This window comes from Delftia sp. DS1230 (assembly GCF_040112715.1).
Classification (GTDB): domain Bacteria; phylum Pseudomonadota; class Gammaproteobacteria; order Burkholderiales; family Burkholderiaceae_C; genus Comamonas; species Comamonas tsuruhatensis.
The window spans coordinates 4,011,523-4,029,206 of sequence record NZ_CP157763.1 but is presented as its reverse complement, the minus strand read 5'-3'; the positions used below and the strand labels follow the sequence as shown (position 1 = coordinate 4,029,206).

Annotated in this window: 11 protein-coding genes and 1 tRNA gene; 4 read left to right on the top strand and 8 right to left on the bottom strand. The window is 67.0% G+C overall.

The annotated features are described in order from the left end of the window. Window positions 1-52: 52 nt before the first annotated feature. From AAN986_RS18105 to AAN986_RS18085, 5 genes are all read right to left on the bottom strand, one after another. Window positions 53-538, bottom strand: coding sequence for a DUF2946 family protein (locus tag AAN986_RS18105; RefSeq protein ID WP_047219085.1), 486 nt, complete (start codon window positions 536-538; stop codon window positions 53-55). 10 nt (window positions 539-548) lie between these two features. After that, a complete protein-coding gene (locus tag AAN986_RS18100; RefSeq protein WP_013803107.1) occupies window positions 549-1,016 on the bottom strand; it encodes a copper chaperone PCu(A)C in 468 nt (155 codons plus the stop codon). 99 nt (window positions 1,017-1,115) lie between these two features. Further along, the gene (locus AAN986_RS18095; RefSeq protein ID WP_047219086.1) at window positions 1,116-3,176 is read right to left on the bottom strand and encodes a TonB-dependent receptor; all 2,061 of its coding nucleotides are present in this window, start codon (window positions 3,174-3,176) and stop codon (window positions 1,116-1,118) included. 154 nt (window positions 3,177-3,330) lie between these two features. After that, a complete protein-coding gene (locus AAN986_RS18090; protein ID WP_047219145.1) occupies window positions 3,331-5,169 on the bottom strand; it encodes a TonB-dependent receptor in 1,839 nt (612 codons plus the stop codon). 312 nt (window positions 5,170-5,481) lie between these two features. After that, a complete protein-coding gene (locus tag AAN986_RS18085; protein ID WP_016445422.1) occupies window positions 5,482-5,841 on the bottom strand; it encodes a hypothetical protein in 360 nt (119 codons plus the stop codon). Between the two features lie 203 nt (window positions 5,842-6,044). On the opposite strand from AAN986_RS18085, the gene AAN986_RS18080 reads away from it, so the two are divergent. Both AAN986_RS18080 and AAN986_RS18075 read left to right on the top strand, forming a co-directional pair. Then, window positions 6,045-6,404 carry a DUF2946 family protein gene (locus tag AAN986_RS18080; protein ID WP_047219087.1) on the top strand — a complete coding sequence of 120 codons (360 nt, stop codon included), beginning with the start codon at window positions 6,045-6,047 and terminating at the stop codon, window positions 6,402-6,404. Between the two features lie 88 nt (window positions 6,405-6,492). After that, window positions 6,493-8,667, top strand: coding sequence for a TonB-dependent receptor (locus tag AAN986_RS18075; protein WP_047219088.1), 2,175 nt, complete (start codon window positions 6,493-6,495; stop codon window positions 8,665-8,667). A 338-nt stretch (window positions 8,668-9,005) separates the two neighbouring features. Here the strand turns inward: AAN986_RS18075 and AAN986_RS18070 are convergent. The 3 genes from AAN986_RS18070 to AAN986_RS18060 form a co-directional block, all read right to left on the bottom strand. Further along, window positions 9,006-9,082, bottom strand: a tRNA-Arg gene (locus tag AAN986_RS18070). Between the two features lie 85 nt (window positions 9,083-9,167). Further along, the gene (locus AAN986_RS18065; protein ID WP_016449926.1) at window positions 9,168-10,925 is read right to left on the bottom strand and encodes a M14 family metallocarboxypeptidase; all 1,758 of its coding nucleotides are present in this window, start codon (window positions 10,923-10,925) and stop codon (window positions 9,168-9,170) included. Window positions 10,926-11,164: 239 nt separating this feature from the next. Further along, entirely contained in the window at window positions 11,165-12,961 is a 1,797-nt protein-coding gene (locus tag AAN986_RS18060) for a DEAD/DEAH box helicase (protein WP_047217195.1), read from the bottom strand. Window positions 12,962-13,228: 267 nt separating this feature from the next. Here AAN986_RS18060 and ettA point away from each other — a divergent pair, with 267 nt between their 5' ends. Together ettA and AAN986_RS18050 are read left to right on the top strand one after the other, a co-directional pair. Further along, window positions 13,229-14,890: an energy-dependent translational throttle protein EttA gene (gene ettA, locus AAN986_RS18055; RefSeq protein ID WP_016449924.1), complete on the top strand. Its 1,662-nt coding sequence runs from the start codon at window positions 13,229-13,231 to the stop codon at window positions 14,888-14,890. Between the two features lie 60 nt (window positions 14,891-14,950). Continuing rightward, complete coding sequence (locus tag AAN986_RS18050) at window positions 14,951-17,551, top strand: DUF1631 family protein (protein WP_047217196.1); 2,601 nt, start codon at window positions 14,951-14,953, stop codon at window positions 17,549-17,551. The last annotated feature ends 133 nt before the right edge of the window (window positions 17,552-17,684 follow it).

The following is a 17,684-nucleotide window of genomic DNA, read 5'->3' as shown; positions in this document are numbered from 1 at the left end:
AAGGAGTTCGGGAATGGGCGACGGCATGCCGCCCGTGCGGCCCTTTCGGGCGTCAGGAAAGGGGAGGTGCCCTGGGGGGAGTGCTCAGCACCACGCGCAGCACGGTGTCCCGCGGGCGCAGGGCCTGGGGCGGCAGCGGGGTGGGAGGCGGCGGCGCGGCAAAGCGCAGGTCCGCGCGGGACACATCAGGAGGGGCATCGCCCACGACCCGGCACAGGGGGCAATGCGCCTGGCCAGCGGCCGTGGTTTGACCATCGGCTTCGGGCTCGCCTGCAGCAGACACCAGTTGCGCCTGCTGCAGGCCCAGGGGTGTGCAGACTTCCATGGCCAGCCGCGCCAGCGGGTCGCCACTGACCTGGCCCGATGCCAGCACCATCGCCAGGGCAGGGTGCACAAAGGCGAACAGCAGCGCCGCAACCATCCAGGCGGCAAAGCGCCGGCCCTGGTCGCGCCGCTGTCGTGCGCCCGGCAACGCCCACGGCCAGGCGGGTGGCCCGAAGGCCACCAGATGCTTGATGCGGAGGCTGCTGCAGCGCATGGGCCCTGTGTCAGTGCTTGTGATCGTGGCCCGAGGGCGCCGCCTTGGTGGCCAGCGGGCGCACGGGCGCCTGCACCTGCACGGATTCACGCTTGCCGTCCTTGCCTTCGATGATGAGGGTCAGCGGCACGGTCTGGCCTTCCTGCACCTGCTGCTTGAGGTCCAGCAGCATCACGTGGTAGCCCCCGGGCTTGAGCTCCACGGTCTTGCCTGCCGGCAGGGCGATGGACGGCACCTGGCGCATCTTCATCACGTTGTCCTGCATGGCCATCTCATGGACTTCGACGACCGGCGTCAGGGGCGAAGTCGCTGCGACGAGCTTGCTGTCCTGTGCGGCCTGCAGTTTCAGGAACGCGCCGGTGGCCTTTTGCTGCGGCACGGTGGCGCGCACCCATGCATCACTGACGCTGACCTGGGCATTGGCGAATCCGCTGATCATGGCGGCGGCGAGGGCAAGCAAACGGACGTGGCGTTTCATGGGTTTCTCCTTCGTTGGCAAAAATGTCGTGTGTGTCGGGTGCGTGCCTGGTGCGTGACTGGTACGCGACTGGTGCGGTGGACGGCTGGAAGGTGTCCATCAGAAGCGCAGGTTCATGCTGGCATAGATGCCGCGCCCGTCGGCGGGCGAGTAGCCCGAGGAGCCGCTGTCATACCAGGCGTAGACGTACTTGCGGTTGGTGACGTTCTTGACCTGCAGGCCCAGGTCCATGGTGTCCGAGAGCCGGTAGCTGGCACCCAGGTTCAGCACGGCGAACTTGCCTGCGCGGCCCTGGGTATTGGTGCGCTCCAGGTAGTAGTCGCCCTGGGCATTGCCCCAGGCCGACAGCTTCAGCCGGTCCGTGGCCTGCCAGTCCACGCCGGCCGAGACCAGGTAGTGCGGCACGTTCTCGATTTCCTTGCCCAGGGTGGCGGGAGCGCTGGGGTCGGGCGCGGTGATGCGCGCCACCTGATGGGAGTAGGCGATCCAGGCGGTGGTGCGGGCATGGGGCTTCATGTTGAGCTGGATGTCGTAGCCCTTGCGCAGCGTCTTGCCCACGTTGCCCAGGCCGCCCGGGTCGGGCAGGCCGTCCACGCCCAGCACCCGGGCCACCTCGCCCGAGGCGCGCTGCTCCCAGTAGGCCAGGCGGCCGTTGAGCCAGGGCAGGGGAGAGAACTTGACGCCCGCTTCCCAGCCATCATTGATGGAGGGCCTGAGGTTGCGATCCTGCGTGCGGTAGGCGTCGATGCCCGAGCCGATCTGGAAGGTCCGGCCCCAGTTCGCGTAGACGCTGGCCTGCTGGCTCAGGGTGTAGGCGATGCTGATCTTAGGCTGCTTGATCAGGCCATAGTCATGCACGGGGGCGCGCGTGCCGGCCAGGCGGTCGATGAAGTGGCCATCGACATTGTCGACGCGCAGCGCCGGGATGATCCGCAGGGCTTCGATGGGGCGGATCACGGCCTGCACATAGGCGCCCTGCGTATGGAGGTCGAAGTCCCAGTCGCGGAACTGCGAGGTCCGCACGCGCTCCGTGGTGCGGTAGCGCTGGCCCAGGTTGCTTTGCCGCTGGGCGTCCAGACCGCCTTCGAGCGTGAATTCATGCGCCCAGGCCACCTTGGGGCGCCAGGTCAGGGTGGTGATGGCGCCTTGCTGCTGCTCGTCGTTGTAGCGCTCCTGCTGCGATCCCGCTGCCGAGAAGCGTACCCAGCGCTGGTTCTCGTACTGGTTGGCGTAGACCTTGGCGGACAGCGACAGCTCGGGCGTCAGTTCGCCATCCAGGTGGGCGCTGAGCTGGCCGGTTTCCCGCTCGCCACGGTCGGCCGCCGCGTAGGCCGGGGAGCTGCGCGGCGCCTTGATGGCTTCTTCGTAGCTGAGGTAGCCCGACTCCAGCGCCTTGTTGCGGTAGTAGCGCGCGATCACGCCGGTGCGCCAGCGGCCATCGTCCGAGGTGTAGAACCATTTGCCGGACAGGGACAGCTTGCGGGCATCGGCATGGTCCCGGTAGCCGTCCGAATCGCGCCAGGCCAGGAAATAGTTCTGGCTCCAGTTGCCGCTCTCGATGCCCTTGGACACCTGCAACTCCTTGGTCCCGAAGCTGCCCACGGTCACGCTGGCACGGCCCTCGTTGCCGCCCGTGCGGGTGATCACGTTGGCATTGCCGGCGATGTTGTTGAGGCCGTAGCGCGCGTCATTGGTGCCGCGCACGATCTCGATGGCCTCGATGTCCAGCGGGAAGACCGCGTCCAGAAAGGGCATGCCCCCGGCGTTGTCATTGCTGGGGATGCCATCGATCAGCAGCTTGACCGCATTGATGCGGCCTTCGCCGTTGAAGCCCCGGAAGGAGAAGCGCCCGGCATCCGTGCCCTGCTTGAACTGCGTGACCTGCACGCCGGGCGCCTTGGACAGCAGCTCCCAGCTGTAGTCCACATGCTCGTTCTCGAGGATGTCCGAGCCCACGATGTCCACGGAGCTGAACACGCTGCGTGTGGACAGCGGGCCGGAGGCCTTGGAGGTGATGCTGATGGTGCCCAGCGTCAGGGCGGAGTCGTCCTGGCTCAACGGTTGGGGGGCGACCAGGCCCTGGGCATGGGCCGCCGAGGCCAGTGCCAGGGTGATGGACAGGGCCAGGGGGCTGCGCGAGAAGGAGAGGGAGACAGACATCACGTGAGGCAGACGGTGGATGGTGTGGAGGAGGCGATCGGCTCAACGGGCCGGATGTGCGGATGAGGGATGCTGGCCCTGCGCGTCCATATGGACCATGCCGTCGGAAAGATGTCTCATGCGTGCTCCTTGTGCGGGCTGTGCGGGCGGGGGATCAGAAGCTGGCCGCCACGCCGATCTGTGCCGAGCGGCCGGGCATGGGGTAGCCGGGGCGATAGGCGTAGTTGCGGTCGAACAGGTTCTCCACGGCCAGGAAAACCTCTCCCTTGCTGCCCAGCGCAGGCACCGGATAGGCCACTCGCAGGTTGGCCACGGCAAAGCCGGCCACGCGCTCGGTGTTGGCGGCATCGGCGCCCCGCGCGCGGCTCAGCGCCCAGACTGCCGACTGGTACTGCGCATCGAAGGCGACCCGCACCGGGCCGGCCTTGCCATTGACGCCCAGCGTCAGCGCGCGGCGCGGGCTGTAGGGCAGGTTGTCCATGCTGGGGTCCAGCAGCGTCAGGCCGGCAAAGCCCGACCAGCCGCCGCCCAGCGCCTGGCGCAGCGACAGCTCCATGCCGCGCATGGTGTAGCCGCCCAGGTTGATGAACTGCGGCGGGGGCGGGACATTGGGCGGAAAGCCGAAGACATAGCGGTTCTTGACCTTGTCGTGGAAGATGCTGGCGTCAAGCTGCGTGGCCTGCGACAGCGTCCACTTGAAGCCCAGTTCGGCGTGGTCCATCTCCTCGGCGGACAACTGCTGCCACGTGGAGCCCAGGGCCGGAATCAGCGATGCCAGCAGCGGTGTCTCCAGCCCGGGGTAGTTGATGCCGCGCGACAGGTTGGCGTAGACGGTGAACTGCTCCGAGGCCAGCGACAGGCCCGCATGGGGGGCCGCCTTGGAGTTGAACTGGCTGTGGTCGTACATGCGCAGGCCGGCAGAGGGCACCAGGCTCCATGTCGCCGACAGCGGGATCTCCTGGCTGAGTCCCGCATAGGGGGAGGTGATCCTGAAGGTGGGCGCCTGGAAAAATCCCTGGGGCGCTGGTGCGACGCGGTTGAAAGCGGCATCGCCCGAAATGCGGTCATGGTCCAGGCCTGCAGTGACGGTGGCCCCCTTCCAGGGCGAGAACTGTTCCTTCCAGCGCAGGCCGCTCATGCGGAACTTGTTGATGCTGTCGCCGTCCGGCGCGGGCTGGTCCAGCCAGTCGCCACGGCCATGGTTGCTGTACAGCTTGAGCTCGCCCCGCCAGTCACCATGCACGTGGGACACGGAGCTGCTGAACATGCTTGCCTTGGTGTTGTACTGGGGGGCTTGCGCCGCAGCGGCAAGCCGTGCGTCGCCAGGGTCCCTGGCCTTGTTGTCCACCTGCAGGAAGCTGGCCGCCACCGACCAGTTCGCATCCAGCCTGTAGCCAATGCGCCCCATGAGGTTGCTGAGCCGGCCATCCGCATTGGCGCGGTGGCCGTCCGAGCGCGCAAAGCCCTGGGCCAGGCTCCAATCCAGGTTGCCGCTTCTGCCCAGCAGACTGGCCTGTTCGGTGAGGGTGCCGTAGGAGCCCGCCGAGATCCTGGCATCCCCGTGCACGCCGTCCTCGGTGGCGCGGCGCGTGAGCAAGTCGATGGAGGCGAAGTTGTTGCCATTGACCTGGGGCTGCGGGCTCTTGTAGACCGTGATGGACTGCATGCCGTTGACGGGCAGCAGGTCCAGCAGGGGATGGCTCCACAGTCCCATGTAGAACGGCACGCCGTCCACATAGGTCTTGATCTCGCTGCCGGGTCGGCTCATACCCATGCCGCGGATATAGACGGCGCCGCCCTGATCGCCGCCAAAGGCACCCACGGGGTTGTAGCGCGAGATCTGCACACCGGGCGTGCGGCGCAGGGCCGAGGCCAGGTCCACCGCGTTCTGGTCGCGCAATTGGTCCTGGGCGATCACGGCCGAGTTGGAGGAAAACGCATCCAGCTCCATCTCTTCCACCACGGGGCGGGCATTGACGGTGACGGGGGCCATCCGAGGCTCCTGGGCATGCGCGCCGGCAGCCAGTGTGAGAAGGGCCGAGGCGATGGAGGACCTGTGGAAAACGGCCGGAATGCAGGTGAAGCGTTGGGCAGGCATGGGTGTGCACGCAGTCCGTCTGAACTGCGCAAGTCATTGTTGGACGATCCAGGGCAGGCCATTGCCCATGCGCCGCACCGCCGGCCTGGTCACAGGCGGGCGCAATGGGGGCTTGGGGCAGGCCAGGAAATGACCTCGCAACTGGCGTGGCGCAAGGCCTTGCCATGGTGTCGCGGCCAAGGCAGCCGCGCTATCGATGCGAGGGAATCAGGCCTGTGCGGGAGGCCCGCGGGGCGGAAGCGGCGCGCCGACCAGGGCTGCGATATGGGCCGCTGCAAACGGATGCAGGGCTGCCGCCAGAGGATGGGGTTGTGCCACCGCCAGGCTGACGGGAGGCAGAGGCAATGCAGGGGCCAGGCACATCGAGCAATCGAGCGTGTGCTGACCTGGCGCCTGGGCCTGGCCCTCGTCGTCAAGAACCACCATGGTGATGGCTCCGCCGCTGGAGCAGATGAACTCCATGGTCTTGGGGTTGACGAAGGGCGAAGCGCCCGCAACACCCAGCGTCAGCAGGAACCACGCCAGGGCGAGGCGCTTCCAGAATGACGATGTGCGAAGGGTGTGCATAGCCCGCGATTATGGCGGCGATATCGGACCGACAGCAACCTTCTTGCGCAATGGCGGATGCAGATCCGGCCCGGTTGATCTTGGTCAAGGCGCTGTCGCCGCTTGAAGGCGGCGGATGGCAAGTCAGCTTTGCATGGAACTCACAACAGCTTGCCAGGCAGTTGCCTCGCTCAACGGGCGATGGCCCCCCATAATGCGTACGCATGCAAACCTTGCGCAACTGCCTGATGCTGCCCCGCCTTGCTTTGGCGTGGTTCATGCTGGCATTGGCGATGGCCGTGGCGTCGCCCATCGTGCATCCGCGCTCCCTGGAAGTGGTTTGCACGGGCAATGGCAGCATGCAGGTCGTCGTGCTGGATGACGAAGGACAGGCGAGTGCCGGCACGCACCACTCGCTCGACTGTCCTTTGTGCCTGGCGGTCACGCCTGCCTCGCTTCATCCTTCGCCGGAGTTTGAACAGCCGCAGGCGTTGGGATTGGCGGTGCAGCCCGTGGAGTCGGCGCGCATTGCCGCGCTGGTGGGGGCACCGCTTCCGCCCAGAGGTCCGCCGGCGCGCGTGTAAGCCTTGTGCGACGGGCCCCGATGCCTGCCGCACCTTCGCCGCCGGGCCTTGTGGGGCACGGCAGGTCTCACTTGCACGCAAATCGCTCATGACCCGTTCCATTGGCCCCGCGATGCCCGAAGGCATCGTTCACACTTCTTCGTCCATCTTTTTGCAACGTTCTCGCCAGACCCGGGCCGTGGTGTTGCTCCCCATGGCGTTCGCTTGCTCGGCAAGCTGGGGGCAGGCCTCCACAACCCTGGACACCGTCACCGTGCGCTCATCCGGCGACAGCGCCCTGGAGCGCCCGCTGGCCACCGGCAGCCGACTGGATCTCAGCGCACGCGATACGCCCGCCAGTGTCGAAGTGATCACGCGCGAGCAACTGCAGGCCAGGGGAGACACTTCGCTGGTCGATGCAATCACCCGCTCCACGGGTATCACCAGCCTGGGGCATCCGGGCAACAGCGGCAGTTCGCTGTCGGCACGGGGCTTCACCGACACCACGTCGGTCATGCGCTTGTATGACGGCACTCGCCAATATGGCGGTGTGGGCGTAAGTTTTCCCTTCGATACCTGGTCCGTAGACCGCATCGAAGTGCTGCGTGGACCTGCTTCCGTGATCTATGGCGATGGCGCCATTGGCGGGGTCATCAATGTGATTCCCAAGAAGCCCACGCGCAGTCCGATACGCAACGAGGTTCAGGCCACGGTAGGCACCGACGGAAAACGCGGCCTGGCCTTTGGCAGCGGCGGCGCAATCAATGAGCACTGGTCCTACCGCCTGGATGCCAGTGGCGACCGCGCCGACGGATGGGTTGACCGGGGTGATTCCAGCAACCGCACCCTCTCCGCAGCCTTGCGATGGGATCCGGTGCAGGACTTCAGCGTGCAACTGTCCCACGCGCTGGGCAGGCAAAAGCCCATGCGCTACTTCGGCACGCCGTTGATCAATGGAGTTCAGGATCCGGCGGTACGCGAACGCAACTACAACGTGGCCGACAGCCGCATCCAGTACAAGGACCGCTGGACCGAACTGGCGGCGCAATGGACGCCCTCCAGCAACGTGATCGTGCGCAGCAAGCTCTATCACATAGCCAGCGACCGCTACTGGCGCAACGCCGAGACCTACCTGTACAACGCCTCCACCGGCCTGATCGACCGATCCGGAAACACCGAGATCGCCCATGACCAGACGCAGACCGGCAACACCACGGATGCGACCTTCAGCGGCAGTCTCTTCGGCCGCAAGAACCAGGTGTCCCTGGGCTTCGATGTCAACCACGCGGCATTCCGGCATTCCAACAACACCTATGCGGGCAGCTCCGGTCCGGTGGACCCCTACAACCCCGATCCCGGTCAATACACCAGCTCCATTCCCTTCATTCCCCGCTATCGCAACAAGGCCGAGCAATATGCGCTGTTCGCCGAGGACCGCCTGGAGATGACGGACCGCTGGTCATTGGTGGCAGGTGCGCGGTTTGACCATGCAAATCTCTCGCGCCAGGACCTGGTGGCTGGTACGCAGGCCTTCAAGCGCAGCTACTCCAATGCGGGGTGGCGCTTGGGAACGGTCTACCAACTCCACCCCGGCCTGTCACTGTATGCCCAGGCATCCAAGGCGGCGGATCCGGTGAGCGGCCTGCTGATGCTGTCTGCCGCCAACGCCGCTTTCGACGTGTCCACAGGGCGGCAGTTCGAAATCGGCCTCAAGCAATCGTTCTGGGAAGGCAAGGGCGACTGGACGCTGGCCATGTACTCCATCACCAAGAACAATCTGCTCACGCGTGACCCTGCCAACCCCGCGCTGCGCATCCAGGTGGGGCAGCGGTCATCCAAAGGCATGGAGAGCACCCTGTCGATGCAGGTCGCCAAGACGGTCCGGCTGGATGCCAACGTGGCCTTGCTCAAGGCGCGGTACGACGACTTCAGCGAGTCGGTTGGCGGTGTCGCCGTGTCCCGCAATGGCAACGTGCCCACCGATGTGCCTGAACGTGTCGCCAATGTCTGGGTGGGCTGGAACCTCGCTTCGAACTGGACACTGTCAGGAGGGCTGCGCCATGTCGGCAAACGCTACGCCGACAACGCCAATACCTTGAAGCTGGGGGCGTACACCACCTTCGATATGGCTCTGCAATGGAAGGCCACCGCAGATACCACGCTGACGCTGCGCGGGTTCAACGTTCTGGACAAGCACTATTTCTCCACGGCCTACTACACCACGACGCAGTGGCTGGTGGGCGAGGGGCGGCGCGCGGAGATCACGTTGCATCACCGCTTCTGAAGGCGTAGCTGGCGACGCGATCCCACCTGATACTCCTATCGCCCAGCCAGCACATCGCGCCGTGCTGAAAAGGCCGGTCTCCTTGAATGCCGCACAGGACTTCAGGAGCCGGCCGGTTGCGACGCTTCCAGCTCCATCAACGCATCTCCCGCAGCCACAGCCTTTCCAGCTTGGCAATGCGCGGCAGCAATCGTGCCTGCCTGACTGGCTACAACCTGGAACTCCATCTTCATCGCTGGCCGATGGACGACGTCCTAAGCTGGATGTACCTGAAGCCCGAGACCAGCGCGGGCTCTTGGACTTCTTTGGATCTATTGGGATTTCTTGGGATGCCAGGATGGCCTGCCCGGAGGGACTCGAACCCCCGACCTATTGCTTAGAAGGCAATTGCTCTATCCGGTTGAGCTACGGGCAGGTATGGCCGCTGACGGGCCAGCGCGGATCATACCCGCAATGGGCGGGCGCTCAGGGCTTGGCGGCGTGCCCTGGCGCCCTTGCCGTCATTCGGCGTCTTCTTCTTCCTCGAACACCACCGAAGGGGGGGCCATCACGCGCGCCATGTCGCTCAGCGTGGGCACCAGGCCGCGTGCGAGGTAGCTGTAGGGCGTGTCGGGCTCCAGCGCCGCAGCGGCAATATTGGCCATGGGCTGGTTCATCGACAGGTAGTAGCTGCCCACGGGTGCTTCGACGGCGCCGCGCGTGAGCGCATAGGCGCCGCTGGCGGGCGTGGCCGAGCGGGCCTCGTTGTACGAGTCGGCCAGCAGCTGGCCGGGCTCGGCCACCTTGAGCACTTGCAGGCCCAGCAGGCGCAGCCTGTCCACGGCGGTCTGGGCGCTGGCGGACAGCCAGTAGCCGCAGGAGCGCGGGCGCGACAGCGTGGTGCGGGCCTGCAGGGAGGCGTTCCAGTCCACGCGCACCTGCTGGTCGGCACCCGTGTCGGGCTGGATCATGGTGAGCGTGCGCTGCTCGGGCGTCTGCTCGGCCTGGACGGCCAGTTGCTGGTGGCAGGCGAGAGAGGCGGTCTCGCGCGCCACGAAGGCCTGCACCTGGGTGAGGTCCTTGGCGCGCTCGGCGCTCGAATGCAGCATGCGTGTGGCGGCGGTGACCAGGGTGTGCACGCGCCGCTGGATGTGGGCGCGGCCCAGGTCCGAGCCACGGCTGCTGACCAGATAGCCCACCGAGTTCTTGAGTCCGCTGATGTTGCGCAGCGAATCTGGCGCCAGGCTACCCATGGAGATGGACTTGTCCTGCAGGTCCTGGCTGGTGGTGTAGTACCAGTCGCTGCTCAGGCCGGCCTGCGACAGCGCGGTGCGCAGCGGTGCCGTGTACCACTCGCGCGCAGCCTTGGTCACGAATTCATTCTGGTTGGCCGTGGCCGAATACTGCAGCAGGGCGTCGTAGCGCTGTATGGCCTGGTACTTCTGCAGGAAGATGCTGGCGGCCGGGAATTCCTGCAGGTCCACCACGGCGACGGGGCGGTAGTCGCGTGCCAGCGTGGCCAGAGCCTTGGCCTCCGGCGTGTTCAGGAGCAGGTGGTCATGGGCGATGTCGGTGCCATCGGCTGCATTGCGCGTGCCGGCTTCCACGGCATCGGGGTTGGCGCGCGGGACCAGGATCACGTTGATCTGCTGCAGCAGCGGCTCCAGCAGGCCGCCGGGAGCGAGTTCGCGGGCAATGATGAGCAATGCCTCGGTCCCTGCAGGCTCGTCGCCATGCTGGCCGGCCACGAGCATGACCGTGGGGCGGCGGCTGTCATACAGCGCCGACGGCTGGATGCCGGGAGCGCGCGTGGCCACCAGGGCCTGGATGGGGCTGCCGCGCTGCGAGCTGCCGGGCTGCACGATTCCCAGGCGCGTGTCGCGGCCCAGGGATTTGCTGGCCTGGCTGTTCAGCCAGGAAGACAGTTCGCTGGCCGTGGTGAACTGGTTGCGCTGCGGCGCCAGGCCGGGCGTGTCATAGCGCGTGGCCGGGTCGGGGAAGCGCGCCGCCACGGCCGCGTTGTAGGGCAGGGGGACGAGGTTGTTGGCCGGTGCGATCGGCTGCGTGGTCGCCTGGGGCACCACGGGTATTTCCGGGGCCGGGCGGGTGGGCGTGGCCACCTGGGGCTTGGAGGACGTGGGCCAGGGCGGCAGCGGCGTGCTGGAGCAGGCGGCCAGCAGGGCGGTGCATGCCAGGGCCGACCACCGCAGCCGGCCCTGTGGCAGCTCCGGATCGGGGCGCTGGCTGGAGGGTATGGCGGGTGGAGTCAGCAGTGTCATGGCGTGGCCTTGAGGAACCAGTCGTGGGGAATCTTGGGGAATCCGGGAAAAGGGGTGCGGCCTTCAGTCGCCGCAGGCCGCAATGCTATCGGGATGATAGCCATGCAGGCTTGCGGCGCGCTGTCGGCTGAAGGCGCAATCTGTGCAATGCAAAAGGGCTGCAGCCCCGGGGAGATGCAGCCCTTTGGGCTGGTGCAATGCCCGGCATGCCGCCTGGCACGCCGGGTATTCAGTGCAGGTCAGCGACCGTAGCCGCCGCGCGAGGAGCCGCCACGGCCACCGCCGCCGAAGCCACCACCGCCGCCGCCGCCACCGCGGTTGAAACCACCGCCGCCGCGGCGGCCGCGTTCGGCCATGGTGTCCACGCTGGTGCGCATCGGGTCGGGTTGGCCGCCGCCGGCGCCGCCGCGCGGTCCGCTGCTGCGTGCATGGCCGAGCTGCGTGCCCAGGTGGGCGTCAGCGCGCGGGGGCTGGTCGTCGAAGCGACGGCCACCGCCGCCTTCGCCGTCAGAACGCGGGCCGCGACGGGGGGCGTTCTGGGGACCTGCCTTGGGGCGGTGAGCAGCGCCGGAGCCGTTGCCCGGACCGTCGAAGCGGTCGCGGCGCGGCTTGTTGTTGGCGCCTGCGCCGGCGTGGTTGCGGCCACGGCCCTGGCCGCCTGCGCTGCCTTCGGAGCGGCCTTCGTCCGAGCCTGCCTTGGGTGCTGCCTGGCCACGGCCGCCTGCACGACCGCCGCGGTCGGGCTGGGCAGCCTTGTTGGTGCGGATGCGGTCCATCATTTCCTGGCGCGCGGCCTTGGCGGCGGCCTGCATGACGTCACGGCTGGGCGGCTTGCCCGCGCCGCCCCAGATGGTCTGGCGGCCCATGGCGATGGGTTCGGCCACTTCGCCTTCTTCCGGGCCGAAGCCTTCGAGCACCTGCACGGGGATTTCCTGCTTGGTGAAGCGCTCGATGTCCATCATGAAGCCTTCTTCGTCCATGCACACGAGGCTGACGGCATGGCCTTCGCGCCCGGCACGGCCCGTGCGGCCGATGCGGTGCACGTAGTCTTCGGAGACGTTGGGGATTTCGTAGTTCACGACGTGCGGCAGCTCATCGATGTCGATGCCGCGTGCAGCGATGTCGGTGGCCACCAGTGCGCGCAGCTCGCCGGTCTTGAAGCCGGCCAGTGCCTGGGTGCGTGCGCTCTGGCTCTTGTTGCCGTGCAGCGCCATGGCGCTGATGTTGTTCTTGGTCAGGAATTCGGCAACGTTGTTGGCGCCGAACTTGGTGCGCGTGAACACCAGAACCTGGCTCCAGTTGTTCTCGTTGATGATGTGCAGCAGCACCTGCTTTTTCTTGCCGCGGCCCACGGGGTGGATCACCTGGGTGATGCGCTGCACGGTGGTGTTGCTGGGCGTGACCTGGATGGACTGCGGATTGCGCAGCAGGCCGTTGGCCAGGTCGCGGATCTCGTCGCTGAAGGTGGCCGAGAACAGCAGGCTTTGCTTTTCCTTGGGCACCAGGGCCAGCACCTTCTTGACGTCGTGGATGAAGCCCATGTCCAGCATGCGGTCGGCTTCGTCGAGCACCAGGACTTCGACGGTGGACAGGTCCATGAAGCCTTGCTGCTGCAGATCCAGCAGGCGGCCCGGCGTGGCGACCAGGATGTCCACGCCCTTCTTGATGCGGTCGATCTGGGGCTTCATGCCCACGCCGCCGAAGATGACGGTGGAGTTGATGTCCAGGTACTTCGCGTAGCTGCGCACCGATTCCTCGACCTGCGCTGCGAGTTCACGCGTGGGCGTCAGCACCAGGGCGCGGATGCCCTTGCCGCCGAACTTGTTGCGCGGCACCTGGCCTTGCGAGAGGCGGTGCAGCATGGGCAGGGTGAAGGCCGCGGTCTTGCCGGTGCCGGTCTGGGCGCCTGCCAGCAGGTCGTGGCCGGCGAGCACCGCCGGAATGGCCTGTGCCTGGATGGGAGTCGGGTTCTCGTAACCCTCCTCAAGCACGGCCTTCAGAATGGCGGGAGCCAGATTCAGTTCTTCAAATGTCATGTGATCAAAGATGCGCCCGTCCGGGGCGCTGGGTATCAGCCTGCCGAGGCAACCAGGGCGGTTGCCGGACCAGTCGTAGGCGGATGAGGTTCAATGTCGGGAGCCTGGAAAACAGCGTCCATCGTCCCCAGCTGGAATGCTGATGTCACGGGCAACTGGAACCCGCAACGCAGGGTATTGTCGCATGCGCCGATAATCACGGCTGGCGTGCAACCGATTTGTTGCCCGGTTTTTGCAGAAATCAACGATTCAAGTACTCGGACCAGAATGGCTCAATACGTTTTTTCGATGAACCACCTCACCAAGACCGTGCCGCCCAAGCGGCAGATCTTGAAGGATATCTCTCTCAGCTTTTTCCCGGGCGCCAAGATCGGCGTGCTGGGTCTGAACGGCTCTGGCAAGTCCTCGCTGCTCAAGATCATGGCCGGGGTGGACAAGGAATTCGAAGGCGAGGCGCTGCCCATGCAGGGCCTGTCCATCGGCTATCTGCCGCAGGAGCCTCAGCTCAATCCAGAGCACACGGTGCGCCAGGCCGTGGAAGAGGCCATGGCCGAAGTCAACGCGGCCCGCGCGCGCCTCGATGAAATCTACGCCGCCTACGCCGAGCCCGACGCCGACTTCGACGCGCTGGCTGCCGAGCAAGGCGAGCTGGAAGCCAAGATCGCGGCTGCCGGCACCGACTCCGAGCACCAGCTGGAGATCGCCGCCGACGCCCTGCGCCTGCCGGCCTGGGACGCCGTGATCGGCAAGCTGTCCGGCGGCGAGAAGCGCCGCGTGGCGCTGTGCAAGCTGCTGCTGTCCAAGCCCGACATGCTGCTGCTGGACGAGCCCACCAACCACTTGGACGCCGAGTCCGTGGAATGGCTGGAGCAGTTCCTGCACCGCTTCACCGGCACCGTGGTGGCCATCACCCACGATCGCTACTTCCTGGACAACGCTGCCGAGTGGATCCTGGAACTGGACCGTGGCCACGGCATTCCCTACAAGGGCAACTACTCCGAGTGGCTGATCCAGAAGCAAAACCGCCTGGAGTCCGAGCAAAAGGGCGAGGAAGCCCGTGCCAAGGCCCTGAAGAAGGAACTGGAGTGGGTTCGCCAGAACGCCAAGGGCCGCCAGGCCAAGTCCAAGGCCCGTATCGCGCGCTTCGAGGAACTGAGCGATTTCGAATACCAAAAGCGCAATGAAACCCAGGAAATCTTCATTCCTGTGGCCGAGCGCCTGGGCACCCAGGTCATCGAGTTCAACAACGTCACCAAGAGCTTTGGCGACCGCGTGCTCATCGACAACCTGACCATGAACATCCCCGCTGGCGCCATCGTCGGCATCATCGGCCCCAACGGCGCCGGCAAGTCCACGCTGTTCAAGCTGATCGCGGGGCGTGAGCAGGCCGATTCCGGCGAAGTCATCGTGGGCCAGACGGTCAAGATGGCCTATGTGGAGCAGACGCGTGACGCGCTGGCCAACGACAAGACGGTGTGGGAAGACATCTCGGGCGGGCTGGACATCATCAACGTCGGCAAGTTCCAGATGGCCTCGCGCGCCTACGCAGGCCGCTTCAACTTCAACGGACAGGACCAGCAAAAGAAGGTCGGCAACCTCTCCGGCGGCGAGCGCGGCCGCCTGCACCTGGCCAAGACGCTGATCCAGGGCGGCAACGTGCTGCTGCTGGACGAACCCTCCAACGACCTGGACGTGGAAACCCTGCGCGCGCTGGAAGATGCGCTGCTGGAGTACGCGGGCACGGTGCTGGTGATCTCCCATGATCGCTGGTTCCTCGACCGCATCGCCACGCACATCCTGGCCGCCGAAGGCGATTCGCAGTGGGTGTATTTCGACGGCAACTACCAGGAGTACGAAGCCGATAAGAAAAAGCGTCTGGGCGAAGAAGGCGCCAAGCCCAAGCGCATGCGCTACAAGGCACTGAAGTAAGCATCAAAGGCAAGCCTCAAAGCGCCTCCGGCACGGGCTGGAGCCTGTATTCTTCGGGCCATGAATCCTCCACCCGTTTCTGTTGCCGCGTTGCAGGCCTGCCTGGTGCAGGCTGTCCGCGGCTCGGAGGCGCTGATCCTGCGACTGCTGCAGCGCACGGCTCATGCCATGGAGCAGGCCGAGCTGCCTGGCTCCGGCCTGCCGCGCCGCGCTGAAATCCCCGAGGCGCTGGAATTGCTGGCCCGCCACCGGGCCGCCATGCTCAAGGGCTATGGGCTGGCGCTGCTGGAATGCTTTGGCCAATCCGGTGGCGCTGCCGCCTGGCCGCCGGTGCCGGGCATCTCCGGTGCGTCCGGTGTGCCCGGCACTACCGATTTCGCCTCCCTCTCCCTGCTGGATGACTCCGTGCTGCAGTCGCAGCTGGCCCACCAGCGCCTGCTGCAGCATGTGGCGCCGCAGGTGGAGATCGCACTGGCCGAGCTCGATGCCCTGGTCAGCGCCATCCAGGGCCTGGACCGTGTCCAGCCCGAACGCAACCCGCTCAGGCCCCACAGCTATGTGCAGGCGCTGCAGCGCGTGATCGACGACACCGGGGTCGAGCCCGAATGCGCCGCCTGCTGGCTGGGCTTCATGCGCGAGCATCTGGGCGCATTGCTGGTATCCGAGTACGGCCATGTGGCCCAGTCCCTGCGCGACCAGGGCGTGCAGCCTGCCGCCTATGGCGTGGCACCGCCGCCCGAGCCGGGCCGGCGCCAGACCGACATGCCGGGGCCGAACCGCTGGCGTGCGCCTTCACACTATGGCGATGCCGTGGCACAGAGCCGCGCCTACGGCGCCTTCGGCCAGCAGGCGCAGGAAGATGAGCTGACGCGGCGCCTGGTGGCCGCCCTGCTGTCCGACCCCCGCTGGATGGATTCACACCGCGAGGCGCCCGCTGCGGCGCCTTCTTCCATGCTGGCGCTGGCCCAACCATCCGCCTATTCCGTGCCCGGGCAGTTTGCGCCGGCCATGGACGGCGCAAGCCGGCTGCAGACCACCGCCTGGCAGGGCAGCGAGACGGCACCCACCGTGCTGGCGGCGCTGCCCGAAGGCTGGACCTCGCTGAGCTGCATGGCGCTGGAGTCCGTGCAGCACCACTCGGCCCAGCTGGAGCAGCTGATGCAGGCCCTGCAGCCGCAGGAGCCGCAGGAGCCGCAGGAGCCTCTCCCGGGCGCGCGCGCCGACGACGGCGCGGCGCTGCATACGCTGCAGCGCATGATGCGCTTCATGGCCGCCGACACGCGCCTGCTGCCTTCCGTGCAGCGCACGGTGGGCCGGCTGGAGCCGCTGCTGCAGCAGCTGGTGGTCCAGGACACGCGCTTTTTCGAGGACCGCAATCACCCTGCGCGCCAGTTGCTCGACGAGCTGACGGCGCGCAGCCTGTGGTTCGACAGTGAATCCGCACCGGGCTATGGCCAGTTCCTGCAGGTGGCCGATTCCGCTGCCATGCGGCTGGCGGCCCTGCAGCGCGCCGATGCATCGGCCTTTGCCACGGTGCTGCAGCAGCTGCGTGACGGTTGGGGCGGCAGCGGCATGCAGCCCGTGGGCCCGAGCGAAGCACCTGAAGATGGCACGGTGACCGGCCCCGTCTCGGCCGCGCTCCGGCGCGTGGAAGGGCGGCGTGCGGACCCGCGCTGGCCGGAAACCGCCATGCCCCGGGCCGAGCAGATCGCAGCCGCCATCCGGCGCCTGCCCAGTGCCCAGGGCGTACCCGATGACATCCTGGAATTCGCCACGGGGCCGTGGGCCCAGGTGATTGCCAGCGTCCAGGAGCCTGTGGACGGCAGCGAGGCCCGCGACCCCGGCGGCTACCTCGCCCTGGTGCCCAGCCTGCTGTGGAGCGTGTCCGCACACGCCGGCCGCGATACCGACCGGCTGGTGGCGCTGGCGCCGCGCCTGCAGGCCCGGCTGCGCGCCGGCCTGCGCAGCGTGGGGCGCACGGAGGAGGAGATCCAGGCCTTTGCCGCGCGCCTGGCCGGCCTGCACCAGGATGCGCTGGATGCGGGTGTGGTCCGCCAGCCCATTGAGAGCGTGGATATTTATCTGGACTCCGTGCCGCCCACCGTCTATGGGTCGGACTCGGTGCTGGCGTCCCTGCCTTCCCGGTTCGATGCTGCCGGGCCCGGCCAGGCCAGGCCCGGCTCCTCGGCAGCGCGCCTGCCACAGTCGTTGTTCGGCGTGGCGGCCTCCATGCCGGTGCCGCTGGATGTGCCGCAGCCCATGGCGAGCGATATGGCGCACGAGATGGCCACCCTGACCGAGCAGGACCTGGAGCTGCCCGAGGCGCTGCAGGACGAGCTGCCTGCCCCCCCGGCCGTTGCGGCGTCGCCGACCAGGATGCCTGGCGAGCCTGCCGGGCCCCAGGTGACGCCGCATGCGACATCCGTGGCACCTGCACCTGAACCTGTGGCACCCGTGGCGCCCGTGGTCTCCGAGGACTGGGCGCTGGGCACCTGGGTGGAGCTGTCCAATGCCCGGCAGAGCATCCGCACCCAGCTGACCTGGGTCAGCCCGCAGCAGACGCTGTTCCTGTTCACGGCCACCGATGGCAGCACCCAGTCCATGACGCGCCGCATGCGCGACAAGCTGCTGGCGCAAGGGAAGCTGCGGCGCGTGGACTGAGGCGCCTGCCGGACATGCGCCGGTGCCGATGGGGACGAATCGTGCCCAATTCGGGCGTTGCGGAGGTTGAGGCTTGAGGCGCGTCAAAAAGACAATGTCCTGCATCGATGCGCCCCGGATCACGGGGCGCATC